Origin of the sequence: Mesorhizobium sp. CU3 (genome assembly GCF_006442965.1) — a bacterium.
Lineage (GTDB): Bacteria > Pseudomonadota > Alphaproteobacteria > Rhizobiales > Rhizobiaceae > Mesorhizobium.
The window spans coordinates 44,369-62,761 of record NZ_VFWX01000003.1 but is presented as its reverse complement, the minus strand read 5'-3'; the positions used below and the strand labels follow the sequence as shown (position 1 = coordinate 62,761).

Sequence of the window (18,393 nt, the reverse complement as noted above, 5' to 3'; positions counted from 1 at the left end):
CGCGTTCAAGGGCTAAAGCTACGGCCGCATCACGCTGGCCGAGCGCTCGGCGAAGGTCAGCGGATGCACGACCTCCTTCTTCTGCGCCACCGGCGCGAAGCCGAGCTTCTGGTAGAGCGGCAGCGCCGCCGGATGGTCGAGCGTGCAGGTCTGGACCGTGACGCGCTTCGGCCCGTGCGCCCATGCGGCCGAGATCGCGGCGCCCAGGAACCAGCGGCCAATGCCCTGGCCGAACGCATGTTCCATCATGCCGAAATAGGCGAGCTCGACCTCGTCGGGCAGATGCGGCTTGAGATCGAAGAAGCCGGCCGGCGCGCCGTCCAGGTAGAGCACCCTTATGTCGCGGTCCTCGCGGTGCAGGCCGGCGGCGAGTTCCTCGTCGCTCAGGCGCAGCACATTGACCCAATGCCATTTGCGCCCGACGCGATCCATCAGATAGCGATAGAAATGCAGCGGAATGTCCTTCGTCTTCAACAGCGCGATCTGGCGGTTGTAGGGGACAGGCGGCGACACGGCTGGCGCGGCATGCATCTCCAAAAACGTCACCGTGACGTCGATATCCTTCAGCGCGCCGTTTTCCATCACTTGTTCCCCGTCACCACCGGCGTGTCGCTGAGACCGCCCCATTCGGTCCACGAACCGTCGTAAAGCCTGTTGTCGGTGTGGCCAAGCGTCTCCAGCGCCAGCGTGATCGCCGCCGCGGTGATGCCCGAGCCGCAGGAGGTCACGACCGGCTTGCCGAGATCGATGCCGGCATCCTCGATGACCTTGCGCAGGCGATCCTTGGGCAGCAATTCGCCATTTTCGCCGAGCGCCGTGATCGGAACGTTATGGGCGCCCGGCATATGGCCCGAACGGACGCCGGGGCGCGGCTCGGGATCGGTTCCGGCAAAGCGGCCGGCGGAACGCGCATCGGCGATCTGGCTTTCGCCGTTGCCGACGATCCGGCGCATCTCGCCCAGGCTGACGACGCGGTCGGCATCGAAATCGGCATGGAAGATGCCCGGCGCGATCCTGGTCGGCTCGGCCGTCACCGGCCGCCCTTCCGCCTTCCAGCGGTCGAAGCCGCCATTCAGGATATAGACCTGGAAGACGCCCATGACGCGGAACATCCACCAGGCGCGCGGCGCGGAAAACAGGCCCAGGCCGTCATAGACGACGATGGTGTCGTCGGCGGACACGCCCATCGAGCCGACATATTGCGCGAAATATTGCGGCGACGCCAAGGTGTGCGGCAGCTTGGAGTCCGGGTCCGAGACCGCATCCTGGTCGAGAAAGCGCGCGCCGGGAATATGGGCGGCCTCAAACTCGGCGCGCGCATCGCGCTTCTGCGCCGGCAGATACCAGGAAGCGTCGATGATGGTGAGGCCCGGCTCGCCCAGCCGTTTCTCAAGCCAGTCGGCGTCGACTATGAATGGACTGTCCTGCGCCATTTCTATTCTTTGTATTACGTCTTAGTTCGCTGGCATGGGGCCGAAGCGGATACGAAAACGCCGGTTCTCGCGGCCCTTCTTCTCGATCTTGCCGATGTGGATCTCGCCGACCTCGCCGGTCGACTTCACATGCGTGCCGCCGCAAGGCTGACTGTCGACCACGGCGTTCTCGCCGATGCAGACCAGGCGGATCTTTCCCGTGCCGACCGGAGGGCGGACATTTTTCGATTTCACCAGGCCGGGATTGGCGGCGAGTTCCTCGTCGCTGATAAGCCGCGTGAAGACCGGATGATCGGCACGCACCAGCTCCATCATGCGGGCGGTCACGTCCTCCTTGCTGAAGCCGGCGTCGGGGATATCGAAGTCGACGCGGCTATCATCTTCGGCGACCGCCGCTCCGGTAATCGGGAACGGGCAGACGACGGTGAGCAGGTGGCAGGCGGTGTGCATGCGCATCAGCAGATGCCGCCGCTCCCAATCGATCGCAAGCCTCAGCTTCTCGCCGAGCGCCGGCAGAGCCTGCTCAGGCGCCGGAACGTGGATCACCTCGTCCTTGGTCTCGCCGGTGATGGTGGCAGCGATCGAAATGCGGCTGCCGTCGGCGCGTTCGAAAAACCCGATGTCGCCCGGTTGGCCGCCGGAGGTGGCGTAAAAGATCGTGCGGTCGAGCAGGATGCCGCCGCGATCGTTGACGGCGACGACCACAGCGTCCGACGACTTAAGATAGGCGTCGTCGCGAAACAGCGCTTCGGTCTTTTGCGCCATCACGCCACCTTTTCGAACGGCACCGAAATGTCAGCCTTCTCTTCCATCCAGCCCGGAACCGGCAGGTTCTTCTCGCGCAGGAAGGCCGGATTGAACAGTTTCGACTGGTAGCGGGTGCCGTAGTCGCAAAGCACGGTGACGATGGTGTGGCCGGGGCCGAGTTCGCGCGCCAGCCGGATGGCGCCGGCGATGTTGATGCCGGTCGAGCCGCCGACGCAGAGCCCCTCCTCCTGGATCAGGTCGAAGACGATCGGCAGCGCCTCCTCATCCGGGATCTGGAAGGAGAAATCCGGCGTGAAACCTTCGAGATTGGCGGTGATGCGGCCCTGGCCGATGCCTTCGGTGATCGAGCTGCCGTCGGATTTCAATTCGCCGCTGGTGTAGAAACTATAGAGGGCCGCGCCCAGCGGATCGGCGAGCGCGATCTTGACGTCCTTGCTCTTGCCCTTCAACCCCATGGCGACGCCGGCAAGCGTGCCGCCGGAGCCGACGGCGGAGACGAAACCGTCGACCTTGCCGCCGGTCTGCGCCCAGATCTCCTGAGCGGTGGTGCGGATATGGCCGTCACGGTTGGCGACATTGTCGAACTGGTTGGCCCAGATCGCGCCGTTCGGCTCGGACCGCGCCAGTTGCTCGGCAAGCCTGCCCGACAGCTTCACGTAGTTGTTCGGGTTCTTGTAGGGTACGGCCGGTACCTCGATCAGCTCGGCGCCGAGCAGCTTGATCGTGTCCTTCTTTTCCTGGCTCTGTGTATCCGGGATGACGATGACCGTACGGTAGCCGAGCGCCTTGGCGACTAGTGTCAGGCCGATGCCGGTGTTGCCCGCCGTTCCTTCGACGATGACGCCGCCGGGCCGCAAAAGTCCGCGCTCTTCGGCGTCGCGGATGATGAACAGGCCGGCCCGGTCCTTGACCGACTGGCCAGGATTCATGAACTCGGCCTTGCCCAGGATCTCGCAGCCGGTCGCTTCCGAAGCCTTGTGGAGCCTGATCAGAGGCGTGTTGCCGATGGCTTCGATGACAGAACGGGGCATCCAGGATTCCTTGTGTAGGTGCGCCGCGACGTTAGAAACCCGACGCTGCGGTTTCAAGGCAAGAATTTGCCTGGTCCAGTCGCATTCCGGACGCTGCAATGCTGACAACCATTTCAACAGGGTTACGCAAAAGCGCTCTTTCCATCCGATTTCTTCGCCGTTAGAGCAATCGCTGACATTTATAAGGCAACGCATGACACTCTACCGGGCCAATCCGAAAGACGGTGTCGCCTGGATCACGGGCGGCAGCACCGGCCTTGGCCGCGCACTGGCCAAGGATTTTGCCAATCAAGGCTACGCGGTCGCCATCACGGCACTCCCGGAGGATCCGGTCGACACGCTGCTGGTCGAAACGGCGCAGATGCCGGGCCACGTGAAGTCCTTTCCTTGCGATGTGACCGACGAGCAGGGCATGGCCCGCACGGTCGCCGCGATCGAAGAGGAGATGGGGCCGATCGTGCTCGCCGTCTTCAATGCCGGCAACTATATCGCCACGCCTGGCGAGAACCTCGTCGTGCGCGATTTCCACCGTTCCTTCGCCGTCAACTATTTCGGCATCGTCAACGGCGTGGTGCCGGTCGTCGAACGCATGCGGGTGCGCGGCCGCGGCCACGTCGTGCTGGTCGGATCGGTCACCGCCTATTCCGGCTGGCCGACGACGGCCGCCTATGGCGGCACTAAGGCGGCGATCAACATCCTGGCGGAGTCGCTCAAATACGACTTCGACAAGCTGAACATCCGCGTCCAGGTGATCAATCCGGGCTTCGTCGACACGCCGCTGACGGAAAAAAACCAGCTGCCGATGCCCGGACTTATGGCTGTGCATCGCGCCTCGCGGCGCATGGCGCGCGGCATCAAGAAAGGCGGTTTCGAGGTCACCTTCCCCTATCACATAAGCTGGCCGCTGAAGTTGCTTGCGCTTCTGCCGCGGCCGATCGGCCGTTTCGTCATCGGCTTGACCACCAGTTGGTGGGGACGGCCGCTGTTTTTCGACCGCAAGCCTGCGCAGGAAAAGCGCTCTTCCCCGAACCAGACAAGATAAGCCGGCGCAACGGCAATTGCCTGCCGGCAGGTGCCGCCATAGGTTGAGAATCATTCCTTGGAGACTGCGATGGGGCGACGGATCGTGCTTGCGGTGCTTGGCCTTGTCGTCATTCTGGTCGCAGGCTTTGTCCTCGGCCCGCGCGTGCCCGTCGATACCACCATACGCTTCAACCCTTCGGCGATCGGCGACGATCCGCAGGCCTATCTGGCGCGGGAAGAAGCGGCTATTCCGAATATCCGCGACGGGCTGGACAAGGAGATCATCTGGGCGAACCCGATGGTCCACGCCAAGACGCCTTTGGCCATCGTCTACATCCACGGCTTCTCGGCGTCGAAGGGCGAGGTCCGCCCGTTGCCGGACGATGTCGCGGATGAATTGGACGCCAACCTCTTCTACACCCGCCTGACCGGGCACGGCCGGGATGGCGCGGCCATGGCCGAGGGCAGCGTGAATGCCTGGATCAACGACTATGAAGAGGCTCTGGCCATCGGCCGGATAATCGGTGACAAGGTGATCGTGATCAGCACCTCGACCGGCGGCTCGCTGGCGGTCTGGGCTGCGACGCAAGCCGGCGCTTCCGACGGCGTCGCGGCAATCGCGTTGATCTCGCCGAATTTCGGCGTCAAGGCTTCCGGTGCCGAGCTGCTGACCATACCCTGGGGCAAGCAGATTGCCGAGCTCGTCGCCGGCAAAGAACGCAGTTTCAGCCCGCACACGCCGCTGCACGCAAAGCTCTGGACGACGAAATATCCGGTGGCGGCGCTGCCGGCGATGGCGGCGCTCACCAACCTAGCCTATGCCGCGCCGGTCGAAAAGGCGACGATCCCTGCCCTGTTCATCTTCTCGGACTCCGACAAGGTGGTGCGGCCCGACCGCACGCGCGAGATCGCCGGCCGCTGGGGCGGCCCGCATGAGCTGGTGCCGGTCGACGACACCGGCGACCCGGACAACCACGTCATTGCCGGCGACGCGCTGTCGCCGCAGACCACGGCCTTCCTCACCCAGCGTATCGTTGTGTGGGTGAAGGCGCTGATGCAGCAGCAATCAGGCCAGTGAAACGAAAACGGCCGGAGCATCGCCCCGGCCGCATATCTTCAAGCCTCGGCCCGGCTCAGGCCGCGCGCGCCGGGCGCTTGCCGCCGAAACGGCGCTTGTTGTTGCCCTTGAAGCGCTTGAACCCGTCCGGCTTACGCTCGCCATTCGGCCGCTCGCCATTCGGCTTGGCGCCGGCCGGGCGTTCACCCTGCGGCTTGCCCGCGAACGGGCGTTCGCCATTGGACTGGCCGCCGAAACGCTTCTTGCCGTTGCCATTGCCGGGACGGCGCCCGTCGCGGCGGCCGCCATGATGCTCGCGGTCGTTGGCCGGCTCGAAGTGACGCTCGGTCCTTTCCTTCGGGTCGCGCTGCGGGTCCGGGCTGCCGAGATGATCGGCGGTCACCGGCAGCTTCATGCGGATGATGCGCTCGACTTGGCGAAGCTTGGCGTTCTCCGACGGATCGCACAGCGTGACCGCAATGCCGTCCCGACCGTTGCGGCCGGTGCGGCCGATGCGGTGGACGTAGCTTTCCGCCTCGTCCGGCAGGTCGAAGTTGACGACATGGCTGATGCCGGGCACGTCGATGCCGCGCGCGGCGATGTCGGTCGCGACCAGGATGCGCACCGAGCCGTCGCGGAAATCGTTGAGCGCCTTCTGGCGGGCGTTCTGCGACTTGTTGCCGTGGATGACGGCGGCCTCGAAGCCGTCGCGGGCAAGGTCCTTGGTGACGCGGTCGGCGCCATGCTTGGTGCGCGAGAACACGATCACCGAGCGCATGGTCTCGTCGGCCAGCATCTTCGACAGAACCTGCCGCTTCTGCTTGGTGCGGGCGAGCACGACGCTCTGCACGATCTCGCCTGCGGTCGTGCTTTGCGGCGCGACCTCGATGCGGACCGGGTTCTTCAAAAGGCCCTTGGCGAGTTCGGCGATCTCATCGGGCATGGTGGCCGAAAACAGCGCCGTCTGACGGTCCGGCGCGGTCGCCTTGGCGATGCGCTTGACGTCGTTGATGAAGCCCATGTCGAGCATGCGGTCGCCTTCGTCGAGCACCAGCCATTTGGTGTCGGCAAGGATCAGGTCGCCTTCGCGCACCAGGTCGGTAAGGCGTCCGGGCGTGGCGATCAGGACATCGACACCGGGGCCGATCTTCTTCACCTGGCTGAAGCGCGAGACGCCGCCGAGCACCAGCGCGGTCGAGATATGCGCGCCCTTGGCGAGGATTTTGATGGTCTCCTCGATCTGCACGGCAAGCTCACGCGTCGGCGCCAGGATCAGCGCGCGCGCCGTCTTCGGCCGACGCTTGGTGCCGAGGCCGATGATCTTGGACAGGATCGGCAGCGCGAAGGCCGCGGTCTTGCCGGAGCCGGTCTGGGCGATGCCGAAAATGTCGCGGCCTTCGAGCTGCGGCGGGATCGCCTGCACCTGGATCGGCTTCGGCTCGGCGAAGCCCGCGGTGTGGGTGGCCTTGAGCAGCGCACCGGTGATGCCGAGCGCGGCGAAACCGGAGAGTTCCGCGGTGTCCGTGCCGGGCAAAGTGTTTTCGTTGGTCAAAATATTCTTCTTTCACGCGGCCTCTTCGCCGCAAACATCAATGGCGGCAGGGCGCAACCTGCCGTCGGATAACATTGTCATGAAACGACAAGGCGGGTGGACGGTAACGTCCACTCGGCTGCGCTGTCGTGCCCGCGGGCTTCATGCCCCGGGGCTTTTTCACCATCTTGCCGATCGACCGGGGTCGATTTGGCGGAAAGAGGGAAAACAGACGCAACCAGTCTCATTCGTCGAGAAGGCCGGAATCTCCCGGCCCAAGCGCCTATGCCGCTGCATATGGCTGAGTTCGCCCCAAAATGCAAGGGCTGCATGTTGCAATGCAGCAAAATGAATGCCTGGAAAGCGGGCGGAGATGGCCCCTCAAACCTCATCTGGCCATTTCCGGGCGCCATGTTGGACGAACAGAATTTCTATCTGAGTGTCCGTTACCCGGTAGGCGACGATGTAGGGAGTGCCCGGAATCACCAGCTCACGTGTGCCTTTGATCTCTCCAATACGCCCGATGAACGGGTTGGCGGACAGTAGCCGGCCGGTCTTTGAATGAATTTCGTTTACGACCCGCGCTGCGGCGCGCGGATTATGTTGGCCGATGTAGTCGCCGATCGACGCAAGCTCGATCAGATAGTGTCGGGTCCAGACAATTCGCACAGGGCGTTATGCCTGACCGTATTTGTTCAGAACGGCAGCTATCTCTTCTTCGCTGGCGAAGTCGCCGCGGTCGGCGGCCTCTATCCCAGCCTGAATGCCGGCGATCCACTTTTCCTGCCACGCGAGAGAACGGCCATGCGACAGAGCATCCTCGATGATCTGATCGCGCGTCAGCGTCGAGCGTGACGTCAACATCTCGATCCGGCGGTTCAGATCCTCGGATATTTCCACGTTGTTCTTCATAGGTTTATTCTGCCATATCTGGCGAATGCCTGCCAAGAAAGATCGCGCATTGGGGACCGAGCGATGAAAGACGTGCTGAAGGAACTCGAGCGCCGCCGCGAGGCAGCGCGCATGGGCGGCGGCAAGGACCGTATCGAGGCGCAGCACAAGAAGGGCAAGCTCACCGCCCGCGAGCGCATCGAGATCTTCCTCGACGAAGGTTCCTTCGAGGAGTTCGACATGTATGTCGAGCACCGCTCGACCGATTTCGGCATGGAGAAGACCAAGATCGCCGGCGACGGCGTCGTCACCGGCTGGGGCACGGTCAACGGAAGGCCGATCTATATCTTCGCCAAGGATTTCACCGTGTTCGGCGGTTCGCTGTCGGAGGCGCATGCCGAGAAGGTGATCAAGGTGCAGGAGATGGCGCTGCGCAACCGCGCGCCGATCATCGGCCTTTACGACGCTGGCGGCGCCCGCATCCAGGAAGGCGTGGCGGCGCTCGGCGGCTATGCCGAGATATTCCAGCGCAACGTGCTCGCCTCCGGCGTCATCCCGCAGATATCGCTGATCATGGGGCCTTGCGCCGGCGGCGACGTCTATTCGCCTGCCATGACCGATTTCATCTTCATGGTGCGTGACACCTCCTACATGTTCGTCACCGGACCGGACGTGGTGAAAACCGTCACCAACGAGACGGTGACCGCCGAGAGCCTCGGCGGCGCCTCCGTGCACACCACCAAATCCTCGATCGCCGACGGCGCCTATGACAACGACGTCGAGGCGCTCTTGCAGATGCGCCGGCTGGTCGACCTTCTGCCGGCATCGAACACGGTGGAGTTGCCCGAGATCGAGTGCTACCAGTCGGTGACCGACCACGACCTCTCGCTCGACCGGCTGATCCCGGATAACGCCAACAAGCCTTACGACATCAAAGAGTTGATCCTGAAGGTCGCCGACGAGGGCGACTTCTTCGAGATCCAGCAGAGCTTTGCGAAAAACATCGTCACCGGCTTCGGCCGTGTCGAGGGTCGCACGGTGGGCTTCGTCGCCAATCAGCCGATGGTGCTGGCCGGCGTGCTCGATTCCGACGCCAGCCGCAAGGCGGCGCGCTTCGTGCGCTTCTGCGACTGTTTTTCCATCCCGATCGTGACCTTTGTCGACGTTCCGGGCTTCCTGCCGGGCACCGCGCAGGAATATGGCGGGCTGATCAAGCATGGCGCCAAGCTGCTCTTTGCCTATGCCGAGGCGACCGTGCCGAAGATTACCGTCATCACCCGAAAAGCCTATGGCGGTGCTTACGACGTCATGGCCTCGAAGCATCTGCGCGGCGACATGAACTATGCCTGGCCGACGGCGCAGATCGCGGTGATGGGCGCGCGCGGCGCGGTCGAGATCATCTACCGCAAGGATATCGGCAACGCGGAAAAGATCGCCGCGCATACAAAGACTTACGAGGATCGCTTCCTGTCGCCCTTCGTCGCCGCCGAGCGAGGCTACGTCGATGAGGTGATCATGCCGCATTCGACGCGCCGCCGCGTGGCGCGCGCCTTGCGCATGCTGCGCAACAAGGACATGCAGAACCCCTGGAAGAAGCACGACAACATCCCGTTGTAAGGAGCTATCGGGTTCTGACATGCGCATAACAGTCGCCGCTCACGGCCTCATCCCAGCCAAGGGCTATGGCGGGACGCAGCGCCAGGTCGAATGGCTGATCACCGAATTGATCAAGCTGGGGCATCAGGTGACCTTGATCGCCGCGCCGGGATCCTTGCATCCACTGTGCGAGGTCCGGCACGCGGTCAGCGATGAAGAATGCCGGGCGGCGATTCCGCGCGACACTGAGATCGTCCACCTTCACACCTGGAACGTGGACGTCCCCTTCCCCACTTTGAACACCGAGCACGGCCATCGTCCGGATTATCCGCGGCCGCAGCCGAACTGGAATTTCATCAGCGCCCGCCATGCCGCGCTGCATGGCCGAAAGACCTTCGTTTATAACGGGTTTCCGGTGGACGCTTACCGGCTGGCGCCGTCGAAGAACGATCACCTGTTCTTCATGGCGGCCATTGCGCGCGCCGGAAAAGGGCTGAACCGGGCGGTGGACCTCGCCAAAAAATTCGACTTCATCCTCGATATCGCCGGCGGTTCGCGCTGGAAGCTGCTGGGCCGCAGCAAGACCCGCCGCGAGGGCGTCTTCTTCAAGAGCCTTTCTTCCCGCTACCGCTTTCACGGCATGGTCGACGGGCAACAGAAGCTCAGCCTGCTCGGCGGATCGAAGGCGTTCCTGAACCCGATCTCCTGGGAAGAACCTTTCGGCATGGCGCAGGTCGAGGCGATGCTGTGCGGGACGCCGGTGTTGACCACGCCGCGCGGAGCCTTGCTGGAGACCGTCGATGCCGATACCGGCCGCTTCTTCGAGAGCGACGATGAGTTTGCCGGCGGCTTTGCCGAGATCGGCAGCCTGTCGGCGCAAAGATGCCGCGAATCGGCGGCAGAGAGATTCCCGATCGGGAGGACCGCCAAGGGCTATCTCGAGCTCTATGCCCGCATTCTTGATGGCGAAGCGCTTCCGTGACAAGGAACGGGCACGCTTGCCGTCGGGCGCCGTCCCGGATCGAAAAGGTACCGCTTGTTGCGTCCCATCCTCGTCTTCTGCCTGCCGGCGATCGGTGACTTCATCCGCTGCCATTCGGCAATCCGGATGCTCGCGGAGCGGTTCCCTGGCTGTCCGATCGACGTCACCACCTCCGCGCTCGCCGCGCCGCTGGCGCGGCTGATGCCGCATGTGCGCAAGACCTGGATCGTCGAGAAGCACTGGAAGCCGGGGCTGAAGCAGCGGGCCGGCCTGGCACGGGAACTGCGCAAGGAGAACTATCAGGCCGCCTATATGCTCACCAGCAGCACCAAGGCGGCGCTCATCCCATGGCTGGCCGGCATACCCGAGCGCATCGGTTATCCGCGCGAATTCCAGTTCGGAATCGTCAACCGCCTGCCGGCCGGCTGGCTGAAGAGCTTCGTGGCCTTCGGTCCGCGCAAGACCAGACTGTCCGAACAGGTCTGCGCGATTGCGACGCTGGGCGAGAAACTCGCCGACGGCACGCGGCTGTCGGCGCCGCAAATGATGATCTCGTCCGAGGAGCTTGCCGATTGGCGCGCGCGGCACGGGATCGACGCGGCCAAGCCGGCGCTGGCGCTCTACACGTCCGAGTTCAGCAATTTCCGCTCATGGCCGGCGGAGCGCTTCATTTCGGTCGCCAGGCACTACAGCGCGCGCGGCTGGGCGGTATGGGCCGTCGGCGGTCCGCGCGAGCGCGAGGCGGCGGCTCAGATCCGGGCGGCGCTGCCTGAGGTGGTGGACTTCACATCGACCCCGCAACTCACCGACGCGATGTGCCAGATCGCGGCTTCGACCGCCTTCCTCGGCGTCGATGGCGGCATCTGCCATGCCGCCGCGGCGTTGGGGGTGCCATGCGTGCTCATCTTTGGCTCGAACCGTTCCTATGAAACGGGACCGGTCAACGAGCATGTCCGGTTTCTCGAGCCGCCGATTTCGACGCCGAGTTGGGTCTACGACACGCGCGGCGTCAACGAGGAAAGAGTGCTCGCGGCCATCGAGGACGCCGTGGCGCATACGCGAAATCCGTAAGACGCCCCAGCCGTTCGCGACTATTCCTCCGTCGCACCGAAGCCGGCGCCCATGCCGGCGCGCGCCGTCGTCGACCATGGCGTGGCATGGTTGTCGATGCGCATCTGGAAGATGAAATAGGTCGGCGAGCAGAAGCCGATGCCCTTGACCTTGGCGGCGCCCGGCGTATCCGCCGGCAACGATTGGCACATGTAATCCTCGCGGCAGAAATGGTCGGCCGAGCATGCGGGACGGTTGCCGCGATTGACCGCGCCGCCGAGGCACTGGTCGAAATTATTGGTGGCGACGCAGATGTCGAATTTCTTGCCGCCGACCAGGCCGCAGATTTCGCTCGGCATCGGCTTGCCTTGCTTGAAGGCGGCGAAGCTGCGGTCCTTGTCGTCGCAGGCGCGATAGGCGAAGCCGCCTGGAACGCCGATCTTGGGCGGGCGGCAAGTGTAGTCGGTGCGCGAGATTGCCGGTGCCATTGCCGCGAACTGGCCGGTGATCTTGTAACGGTCGTTGAAAGGCTGCGCGGCATTGCTGGCGATCGAGCCGCTCAGGCACGGATGGCCGGAAAACATCGCCGGACTGTCCTTGGGCAGGAGGCACTGCGCGAGTTTTGTCCTGACGCCGGAGGCGGTGGCCAAAGGCGTGCACACCGTGCCGCCGCTGCACTGCCAGGCGCCGCCGAAACGGGCCGCGTCTTCCGCCATCAGGCACGGCATTGCTGTTTCGGCAGGTTCGTAGTCGACTTCGCCGGCGTCTTTCCAGGTCGCCGGCGGCGCGAAGGAGAGCGGCCGGAAGCGGTTGGGCTCCTTGCCCTCGGCCGTCGCCCGCAGCCACGCCTGGCGGCGCGGAATCTCGGCATGGAGATGCGGCGAGATGCCGACCTCTAGGCGGTTGAGCGGCGAGGTCGTGGCGTCGTCGAGACCAATGAAATGGAAGCCTGCGGTCGAGCCGGCCTGGTGGCAGCCCTGGCAGGCGCCATTGTCGAGACGCTCGACCAGTGCCTCCGGCGTGCGCACCAGCTTGAGTTTCGAATAGTCGAGCCCGGCAAAATCCTTCGGATCGAAGAGCGGCGTGAACGAGTGGTTGGCTTGTCTCGCGCTGCCGAAGGTCGACCAGGAGATGACTTTCTTCGCCAGGAACTCGTCCGGGATTTCATAGACGCCGAGATCGACGGCGGCGGTGTTGGCGCGGACATAGTCGGCGAGCCTCGCCCTCAACTGCACATCTTCAGCCAAGCGCGCCGTGTCGGGTGTGTTTTCCAGCGGCTTCTCGCTGATCGTGCTGCCATCGAGCCCGAAGATGCGCATCAGATAGGCGGCCTGTCCGCCGAACTCAGTTTCCTGGCCGGAGGGAAAGCGCACGATCTGGGCGTTGAGCTCGAGCTGCTTGAAGGACAGGCTGGCCTTCTCGATCGGTCCGCCGGTCAGCCAGCCTGCGTCGGCCGTTTCGTCGAGCTGCGGCGTCCAGCGGCCGGCAACGCCGGAGCAGCCGCCATCGGCATCCGGAGCGACCCGGTAGACGGCATTGAAGTTGAACGGCAGCCGCGAGGCCAGCAGCTTGCCGTTCTTCTTGAAGCTGTAAGCCAGGCGATAGATGAAGCGCACCTCGCCGCAACTCTTCTCATTGCCGAGCGCGGCGAAGTCGCGCCGGTCGAGCCGGTTGACGACACCCACCAGCCGAAACCGGGCGGCATTGGTTTTCAACCAGCGCATGTCGATGACGCGGCCGACATTGCCGTCCGTCACTTCGTAAAGCGTGCGCCCGCCGGCTTTCATGTCGGCGCGCAAAGCGGCGACATCGCTTGCTACGGTCTCGACGATGGCGTGGTAGGCCGGCGCCGTGTCGTAGAGGGTTTTGAGATCGTCCTTGCCGGCGGCGCCGAAAAGGCCAGCGAAGCCATAGCCCTTAGCGTCGAGCGTGGCGAGGATGCGCGGGTCGTCGACGATGGTGACCGGTTTGGCGGCGCGCGCGCCTTGCGGTGCGAGCAGCGCGACGAGGCCTAGAAAAGCGAGCGCGAAACGCTTCATCGTGTCCGCGCCTTCTGTCGTGCTTCAACCAGTTCACGCAGCACCGGCACCAGCGCCAGCGGCAGATCCTCGGCGATCAAGCCCGGACCGAAGCGGCTGCCTGCCTCGGCGTGGATCCAGACCGCTGCACAGGCCGCCTCGAAGGCTGGCATGGCCTGGGCGATGAGGCCGGCAATGATGCCTGCTAGAACGTCGCCCGATCCAGCCGTAGCAAGCCAGGCGGCACCGTTGCCGTTGATGGCCGCGCGGCCGTCCGGCGAGGCGATCACGCTGTCGGCGCCCTTGTAGATGACGACAGCGTTGGCACGCTGTGCAGCCGCGCGCGCCTTCGCCAGTTTGGAGAGCGACTGGTCGCCGGCGATATCCGGGAACAACCGGCCGAACTCGCCCTCATGCGGTGTCATGACCAGCGCCGGCGCATCCGGCCTGCCGGCCGCCTCGAACAGCGCAGAAGCGTTGTTGCGAAAGGAGGTGATGCCGTCGGCATCAAGCACCAGCCCTTCGACGCCGCCTTCCAGCCGTTTCCTGGCGAGAACGGCGAGCGTAAAATCGCGCGCCCGGTCGCCGACGCCGAAGCCGGGGCCGAGAACGAAGCTCGACGACCGGCGATCGCCGAGAAAGTCGTGCACATCCTCGATCGCATCCGCCTTGCGCAGCATGATCGCGGTCAGATGCGCGGCATTGACCTGCATGGCGTTTGCCGGCGACAGCACGGTCACCGCCCCTGCCCCGCCTCTGGCGGCGGCAAGCGCTGCCAGCCGCGCCGCTCCGGTCGCCGACGGGCCGCCGGAAAACACGCAGACATGGCCGCGTTTGTATTTATGCGCATCGACCGCCGGGACAGGGAAATCCTGGAGCCAGAATGCTGGAGTGTTTTCAAATGTGCGCGGCGCGATCTTCGCGATGATGTCGTCGCCGATGCCGATATCGGCGACCACGATCTCGCCGCAGCGCTCGCGGCCGGGCAAGAGCAAATGGCCGGGCTTTTTGCGCGCGAAGGTCACGGTGACGGCGGCGCGAAAGGCGGTGCCGAGAATGTCGCCGCTTTCGCCTGAGACGCCCGACGTTAGATCGACCGCGACGACCGGCAGGTTCAGCCTAGCCGCGATCTCGACCGCGGCCGCGGCGTCGCCCGACAGCGGCTTCGACAGGCCTGCGCCGTAAAGCGCGTCGACCGCCAGCGAGCCGGGCTCTGCTTCGAAGGCCGAAAGCGGCTGACGCTTCAGGGCGCAACCGGCGGCCGCAATTGCGGCATCGCTGCCCGAGCGCGGATCGCCAGAGGCCCACAGCTCGACTTCCACGCCAGCCTCCGCCAGCAGCCTCGCCACGACATAGCCGTCGCCGCCATTGCTGCCGGGACCGCAGAGCACATGCACCCTCTTTGCGCTCGGATAGCGCGCCAGCACCACCGCGGCGACCGCTTCGCCGGCACGCTGCATCAGGCCATAGCCGTCGAGCGGTCCGGCGGCGATCGCCAGGCGGTCGGCTTCGGCCATTTCGGTGGGCGAAAGAAGTTCATTGCGCATGGGATTGCCGATTTTGATCCGATCAAGCATTGTCCGTTTTCAAGTTCGAAGCAAACCGTTGCGACTGCTCCTTACCTGCAAAGCGGTCGTGTCCGGGAGGAAATCTGCCTGCGAATTGTGCTGTATGCCTATTTTTTGCGCGAAGGTCGGGAGGGGCGATGCGTAAGGTTCGGGCGCTTACGGCGCATCCAGTGTCCTGGATGACGCGAATTGGCATCGGGATGCAGTGTGGGGTCGGAATTGCCGTAGCCCGTTTTTCGCACCTCGGATTGGCACGCTTCGTGCTTGATGAAGGCCCAAGCGGGGCACACAACCCGACTTTCTGGCAGTGGAGGCCACTTTTTACATGAAAAAGATCGAAGCGATCATCAAGCCATTCAAGCTGGACGAAGTGAAGGAAGCGCTTCAAGAGGCCGGACTGCAAGGCATCACCGTGACCGAGGCCAAGGGTTTCGGCCGGCAGAAGGGTCATACCGAGCTCTATCGCGGCGCCGAATATGTCGTCGACTTCCTCCCCAAGGTGAAGATCGAGGTGGTGCTGGGCGACGAGGCCGTCGAAGGCGCCATCGACGCGATCCGCAAGGCGGCGCAGACGGGCCGCATCGGCGACGGCAAGATCTTCGTCTCCAACATCGAGGAAGTCGTGCGCATCCGCACCGGCGAGACCGGTATCGACGCCATCTGACGCCCCCATCTTTCTGCAACGTCATCATCAAAAAACGTCATCACACAGGGATACATGACATGACGACAGCCAAAGACATCATGAAGCAGATCAAGGACAACGACGTGAAATTCGTCGACCTGCGCTTCACCGACCCGAAGGGCAAGCTGCAGCATGTGACGATGGATGTCGTCGAGGTCGAGGAAGACATGTTCGCCGACGGCGTCATGTTCGACGGCTCCTCGATCGCCGGCTGGAAGGCGATCAACGAGTCCGACATGGTGCTGATGCCCGACACCGACACCGTGCACATGGACCCGTTCTTCGCCCAGTCGACCATGGTCATCCTGTGCGACATCCTCGATCCGGTCTCGGGCGAGGCCTATAACCGCGACCCGCGCGGCACGGCCAAGAAGGCCGAGGCCTACATGAAATCGGAAGGCATAGGCGACCAGATCTTCGTCGGCCCGGAAGCCGAGTTCTTCGTGTTCGACGACGTAAAGTACAAGGCCGACCCCTACAACACCGGCTTCAAGCTGGACTCGACCGAACTGCCCTCCAATGACGACACCGACTACGAGACCGGCAATCTCGGCCACCGCCCGCGCATCAAGGGCGGCTATTTCCCGGTGCCGCCGATCGATTCCTGCCAGGACATGCGCTCCGAAATGCTCACCGTGCTCGCCGAAATGGGCGTGCGCGTCGAAAAGCACCATCACGAGGTCGCCGCCGCCCAGCACGAGCTCGGCATCAAGTTCGACACGCTGGTGCGCAACGCCGACAAGATGTTGATCTACAAGTATGTCGTGCACCAGGTCGCCAACGCCTATGGCAAGACGGCCACCTTCATGCCGAAGCCGATCTTCGGCGACAACGGCTCGGGCATGCATGTGCACCAGTCGATCTGGAAGGGCGGCAAGCCGACCTTCGCCGGCAACGAATATGCCGGCCTGTCGGAAAGCTGCCTGTTCTATATCGGTGGCATCATCAAGCATGCCAAGGCGATCAACGCTTTCACCAACCCGCTGACCAATTCCTACAAGCGTCTGGTGCCGGGCTATGAGGCGCCGGTGCTGCTCGCCTATTCGGCGCGCAATCGTTCGGCATCGTGCCGCATTCCGTTCGGCTCGTCGCCGAAGGCCAAGCGCGTCGAGGTCCGCTTCCCCGATCCGGGCGCGAACCCCTACCTCGCCTTCGCCGCGATGCTGATGGCCGGCCTCGACGGCATCAAGAACAAGATCCACCCCGGACAGCCGATGGACAAGGATCTCTACGACCTGCCGCCGAAGGAACTGAAGAAGATCCCGACCGTCTGCGGCTCGCTGCGTGAAGCCCTGCAGAGCCTCGACAAGGACCGCGGCTTCCTGAAGGCCGGCGGCGTCTTCGACGACGACCAGATCGACGCCTACATCGAACTGAAGATGGCCGAGGTGATGCGGTTCGAAATGACCCCGCACCCGGTCGAGTACGACATGTACTATTCGGTCTAAATTTCTGATCGCATAGCGAAATCAGGCCCTTGGAGGTGACCATCTCCAAGGGCTTTTCATTGAGTTGCTTCAGGAGATTATGACCCGCCCAGCCTTCCGACGTGCGTGGTCCGCGCCAACAAGGTCGCGGCGGTTTTTCGCAACGATGTCCTCAGCGATCGGGACAGGTTCCAGCCCGGCAAACTTGCGGTAGATGACCGCCCCCAAAACGGTCGGCAAAGTGGCGAGAATCAAGAGCGGCCCTGCGGCGCCGAATGTGACGAGTGTCATGATGGGAGCCACCAACAATCCCGCGATGCCATAACCCAGATATCCGGTCTTGCCCATCGAACGCAGTCCGAAATGCGCGACGGCAATGAGGATGAGGACAGGCACCCCCGTGAACAGAGCCATGGCTCCCTTCACGACAAGGTCACTCATCAGCACATCGAACAGATTTCCGGGACGTATGGATTTACCCATGCGCTCCAGATCACGCATGTACGATCCGAGATCAAGGATACTCTGGATTACCGTGCTCAGGACTGCACCGAGCAAGGACGCGCCGAGCAGAGAAAGCAGTGAGGTGCGCACACGCAGCGGTCCGTCGAAGTACTCCGTTCCTTTGTGCGTGAATGCGCCAACCGTGCCGGCGGCGGCCAGTGCCTTGCCAAATGTGAGTTGTCCGCGGCCAGACTGGCCATGCGATCCGGTGCCTGTTTCGCCGGCGGCGAAGGCAAGGCCGCGGTAGGCTCCATTCATTCCATCGAGGTCTTCGGCAACGCCGTCTATCCCGGCCGACTTGCGATAAGCCAGGCCGATTGTCGCACCGACGCATGCGGGGATGAACAAACCCGTCGACACGTTCCCAGTCGCCGCCAGTTCCGCGAACGTGCCGGAGGCAAGATGCGATATGAACAGCGGCAAGGCGCAAACCGTCCCGAGCGCGGCATAGGCCCAGGCCTTGATGATGCCCAGTTGGCGCAACACCAAGTGTCCCAGCGTGAATATCAAAGCGAACACGATACCGCCCTTCAGTATCGTCAGAATAACGGCATCGTTGCTGAAATCGGTGAGCGGTTCCGTGCCCCAGCCGCGTATGCTTGCCGCGACCAGATAGAATCCGAACGCCAGCCCCGCCGTGAATATTTTCAGATATCGCGTGCCGATCCGATGCATGCACAATCTCCCTAGTATTGACCTACAGGGAGCACCTTAAAATTGCACGAAGCCGCCAAGTAAAATGCCGATTGTCAACATCGAAGGCGGCCGGTGTCATCGATGACTGACGGCGGCGCGGAGAATTCTTCCGGCGAGCAACTGCCATTGAAAA

General features: G+C 63.6%; 17 protein-coding genes. 7 read left to right on the top strand and 10 right to left on the bottom strand.

Features of this window, described 5'->3' with window-relative positions; translation table 11 throughout:
• Positions 1 to 18: 18 nt before the first annotated feature.
• From FJ988_RS06435 to FJ988_RS06420, 4 genes are read right to left on the bottom strand one after another with little or no spacing between them, the layout of a single operon-like run.
• Entirely contained in the window at positions 19 to 582 is a 564-nt protein-coding gene (locus FJ988_RS06435) for a GNAT family N-acetyltransferase (RefSeq protein ID WP_140815915.1), read from the bottom strand.
• A complete protein-coding gene (sseA, locus tag FJ988_RS06430) occupies positions 582 to 1,433 on the bottom strand; it encodes a 3-mercaptopyruvate sulfurtransferase (RefSeq protein WP_140815914.1) in 852 nt (283 codons plus the stop codon). Before sseA ends, FJ988_RS06435 begins: the two co-directional genes overlap by 1 nt.
• 21 nt (positions 1,434 to 1,454) lie before the next feature.
• Positions 1,455 to 2,198: an alanyl-tRNA editing protein gene (locus tag FJ988_RS06425; protein WP_140815913.1), complete on the bottom strand. Its 744-nt coding sequence runs from the start codon at positions 2,196 to 2,198 to the stop codon at positions 1,455 to 1,457.
• Complete coding sequence (locus tag FJ988_RS06420; RefSeq protein ID WP_140815912.1) at positions 2,198 to 3,232, bottom strand: cysteine synthase A; 1,035 nt, start codon at positions 3,230 to 3,232, stop codon at positions 2,198 to 2,200. Before FJ988_RS06420 ends, FJ988_RS06425 begins: the two co-directional genes overlap by 1 nt.
• Positions 3,233 to 3,425: 193 nt before the next feature.
• On the opposite strand from FJ988_RS06420, the gene FJ988_RS06415 reads away from it, so the two are divergent.
• Together FJ988_RS06415 and FJ988_RS06410 are read left to right on the top strand one after the other, a co-directional pair.
• Positions 3,426 to 4,274, top strand: a complete 849-nt coding sequence (locus FJ988_RS06415) for an SDR family oxidoreductase (protein ID WP_140815911.1) — start codon at positions 3,426 to 3,428, stop codon at positions 4,272 to 4,274.
• Positions 4,275 to 4,343: 69 nt separating this feature from the next.
• Positions 4,344 to 5,333 carry a carboxylesterase gene (locus FJ988_RS06410; RefSeq protein WP_140815910.1) on the top strand — a complete coding sequence of 330 codons (990 nt, stop codon included), beginning with the start codon at positions 4,344 to 4,346 and terminating at the stop codon, positions 5,331 to 5,333.
• A 55-nt stretch (positions 5,334 to 5,388) separates the two neighbouring features.
• On the opposite strand, the gene FJ988_RS06405 is transcribed toward FJ988_RS06410, so the two are convergent.
• From FJ988_RS06405 to FJ988_RS06395, 3 genes are all read right to left on the bottom strand, one after another.
• Positions 5,389 to 6,864, bottom strand: coding sequence for a DEAD/DEAH box helicase (locus tag FJ988_RS06405; RefSeq protein ID WP_140815909.1), 1,476 nt, complete (start codon positions 6,862 to 6,864; stop codon positions 5,389 to 5,391).
• A gap of 360 nt (positions 6,865 to 7,224) precedes the next feature.
• On the bottom strand, positions 7,225 to 7,512 hold the full coding sequence (locus FJ988_RS06400) for a type II toxin-antitoxin system RelE/ParE family toxin (RefSeq protein ID WP_140815908.1): 288 nt from the start codon (positions 7,510 to 7,512) through the stop codon (positions 7,225 to 7,227).
• A 6-nt stretch (positions 7,513 to 7,518) separates the two neighbouring features.
• Positions 7,519 to 7,755, bottom strand: coding sequence for a transcriptional regulator (locus FJ988_RS06395; protein WP_140815907.1), 237 nt, complete (start codon positions 7,753 to 7,755; stop codon positions 7,519 to 7,521).
• Positions 7,756 to 7,818: 63 nt separating this feature from the next.
• Here FJ988_RS06395 and FJ988_RS06390 point away from each other — a divergent pair, with 63 nt between their 5' ends.
• Genes FJ988_RS06390 through waaF form a run of 3 tightly spaced genes read left to right on the top strand, consistent with a single transcriptional unit; the run spans position 7,819 to position 11,383 of the window.
• Positions 7,819 to 9,351 (top strand): acyl-CoA carboxylase subunit beta, encoded by a 1,533-nt coding sequence (locus FJ988_RS06390; protein ID WP_140815906.1) that lies wholly within the window; start codon positions 7,819 to 7,821, stop codon positions 9,349 to 9,351.
• Between the two features lie 19 nt (positions 9,352 to 9,370).
• Complete coding sequence (locus FJ988_RS06385; RefSeq protein ID WP_140815905.1) at positions 9,371 to 10,312, top strand: glycosyltransferase; 942 nt, start codon at positions 9,371 to 9,373, stop codon at positions 10,310 to 10,312.
• 54 nt (positions 10,313 to 10,366) lie between these two features.
• Positions 10,367 to 11,383, top strand: coding sequence for a lipopolysaccharide heptosyltransferase II (gene waaF, locus FJ988_RS06380; RefSeq protein ID WP_246688449.1), 1,017 nt, complete (start codon positions 10,367 to 10,369; stop codon positions 11,381 to 11,383).
• Positions 11,384 to 11,403: 20 nt separating this feature from the next.
• On the opposite strand, the gene FJ988_RS06375 is transcribed toward waaF, so the two are convergent.
• Positions 11,404 to 13,401 carry a hypothetical protein gene (locus tag FJ988_RS06375; protein ID WP_140815904.1) on the bottom strand — a complete coding sequence of 666 codons (1,998 nt, stop codon included), beginning with the start codon at positions 13,399 to 13,401 and terminating at the stop codon, positions 11,404 to 11,406.
• Positions 13,398 to 14,927 carry an NAD(P)H-hydrate dehydratase gene (locus tag FJ988_RS06370; RefSeq protein WP_140815903.1) on the bottom strand — a complete coding sequence of 510 codons (1,530 nt, stop codon included), beginning with the start codon at positions 14,925 to 14,927 and terminating at the stop codon, positions 13,398 to 13,400. The genes FJ988_RS06375 and FJ988_RS06370 overlap by 4 nt, the downstream gene beginning before the upstream one ends.
• Before the next feature lie 346 nt (positions 14,928 to 15,273).
• On the opposite strand from FJ988_RS06370, the gene FJ988_RS06365 reads away from it, so the two are divergent.
• A complete protein-coding gene (locus FJ988_RS06365; RefSeq protein WP_140815902.1) occupies positions 15,274 to 15,612 on the top strand; it encodes a P-II family nitrogen regulator in 339 nt (112 codons plus the stop codon).
• 59 nt (positions 15,613 to 15,671) lie between these two features.
• Entirely contained in the window at positions 15,672 to 17,081 is a 1,410-nt protein-coding gene (gene glnA / locus FJ988_RS06360) for a type I glutamate--ammonia ligase (RefSeq protein ID WP_140815901.1), read from the top strand.
• A gap of 69 nt (positions 17,082 to 17,150) precedes the next feature.
• Here the strand turns inward: glnA and FJ988_RS06355 are convergent, their stop codons facing one another.
• The gene (locus FJ988_RS06355; RefSeq protein WP_140815900.1) at positions 17,151 to 18,239 is read right to left on the bottom strand and encodes a hypothetical protein; all 1,089 of its coding nucleotides are present in this window, start codon (positions 18,237 to 18,239) and stop codon (positions 17,151 to 17,153) included.
• Positions 18,240 to 18,393 lie beyond the last annotated feature (154 nt).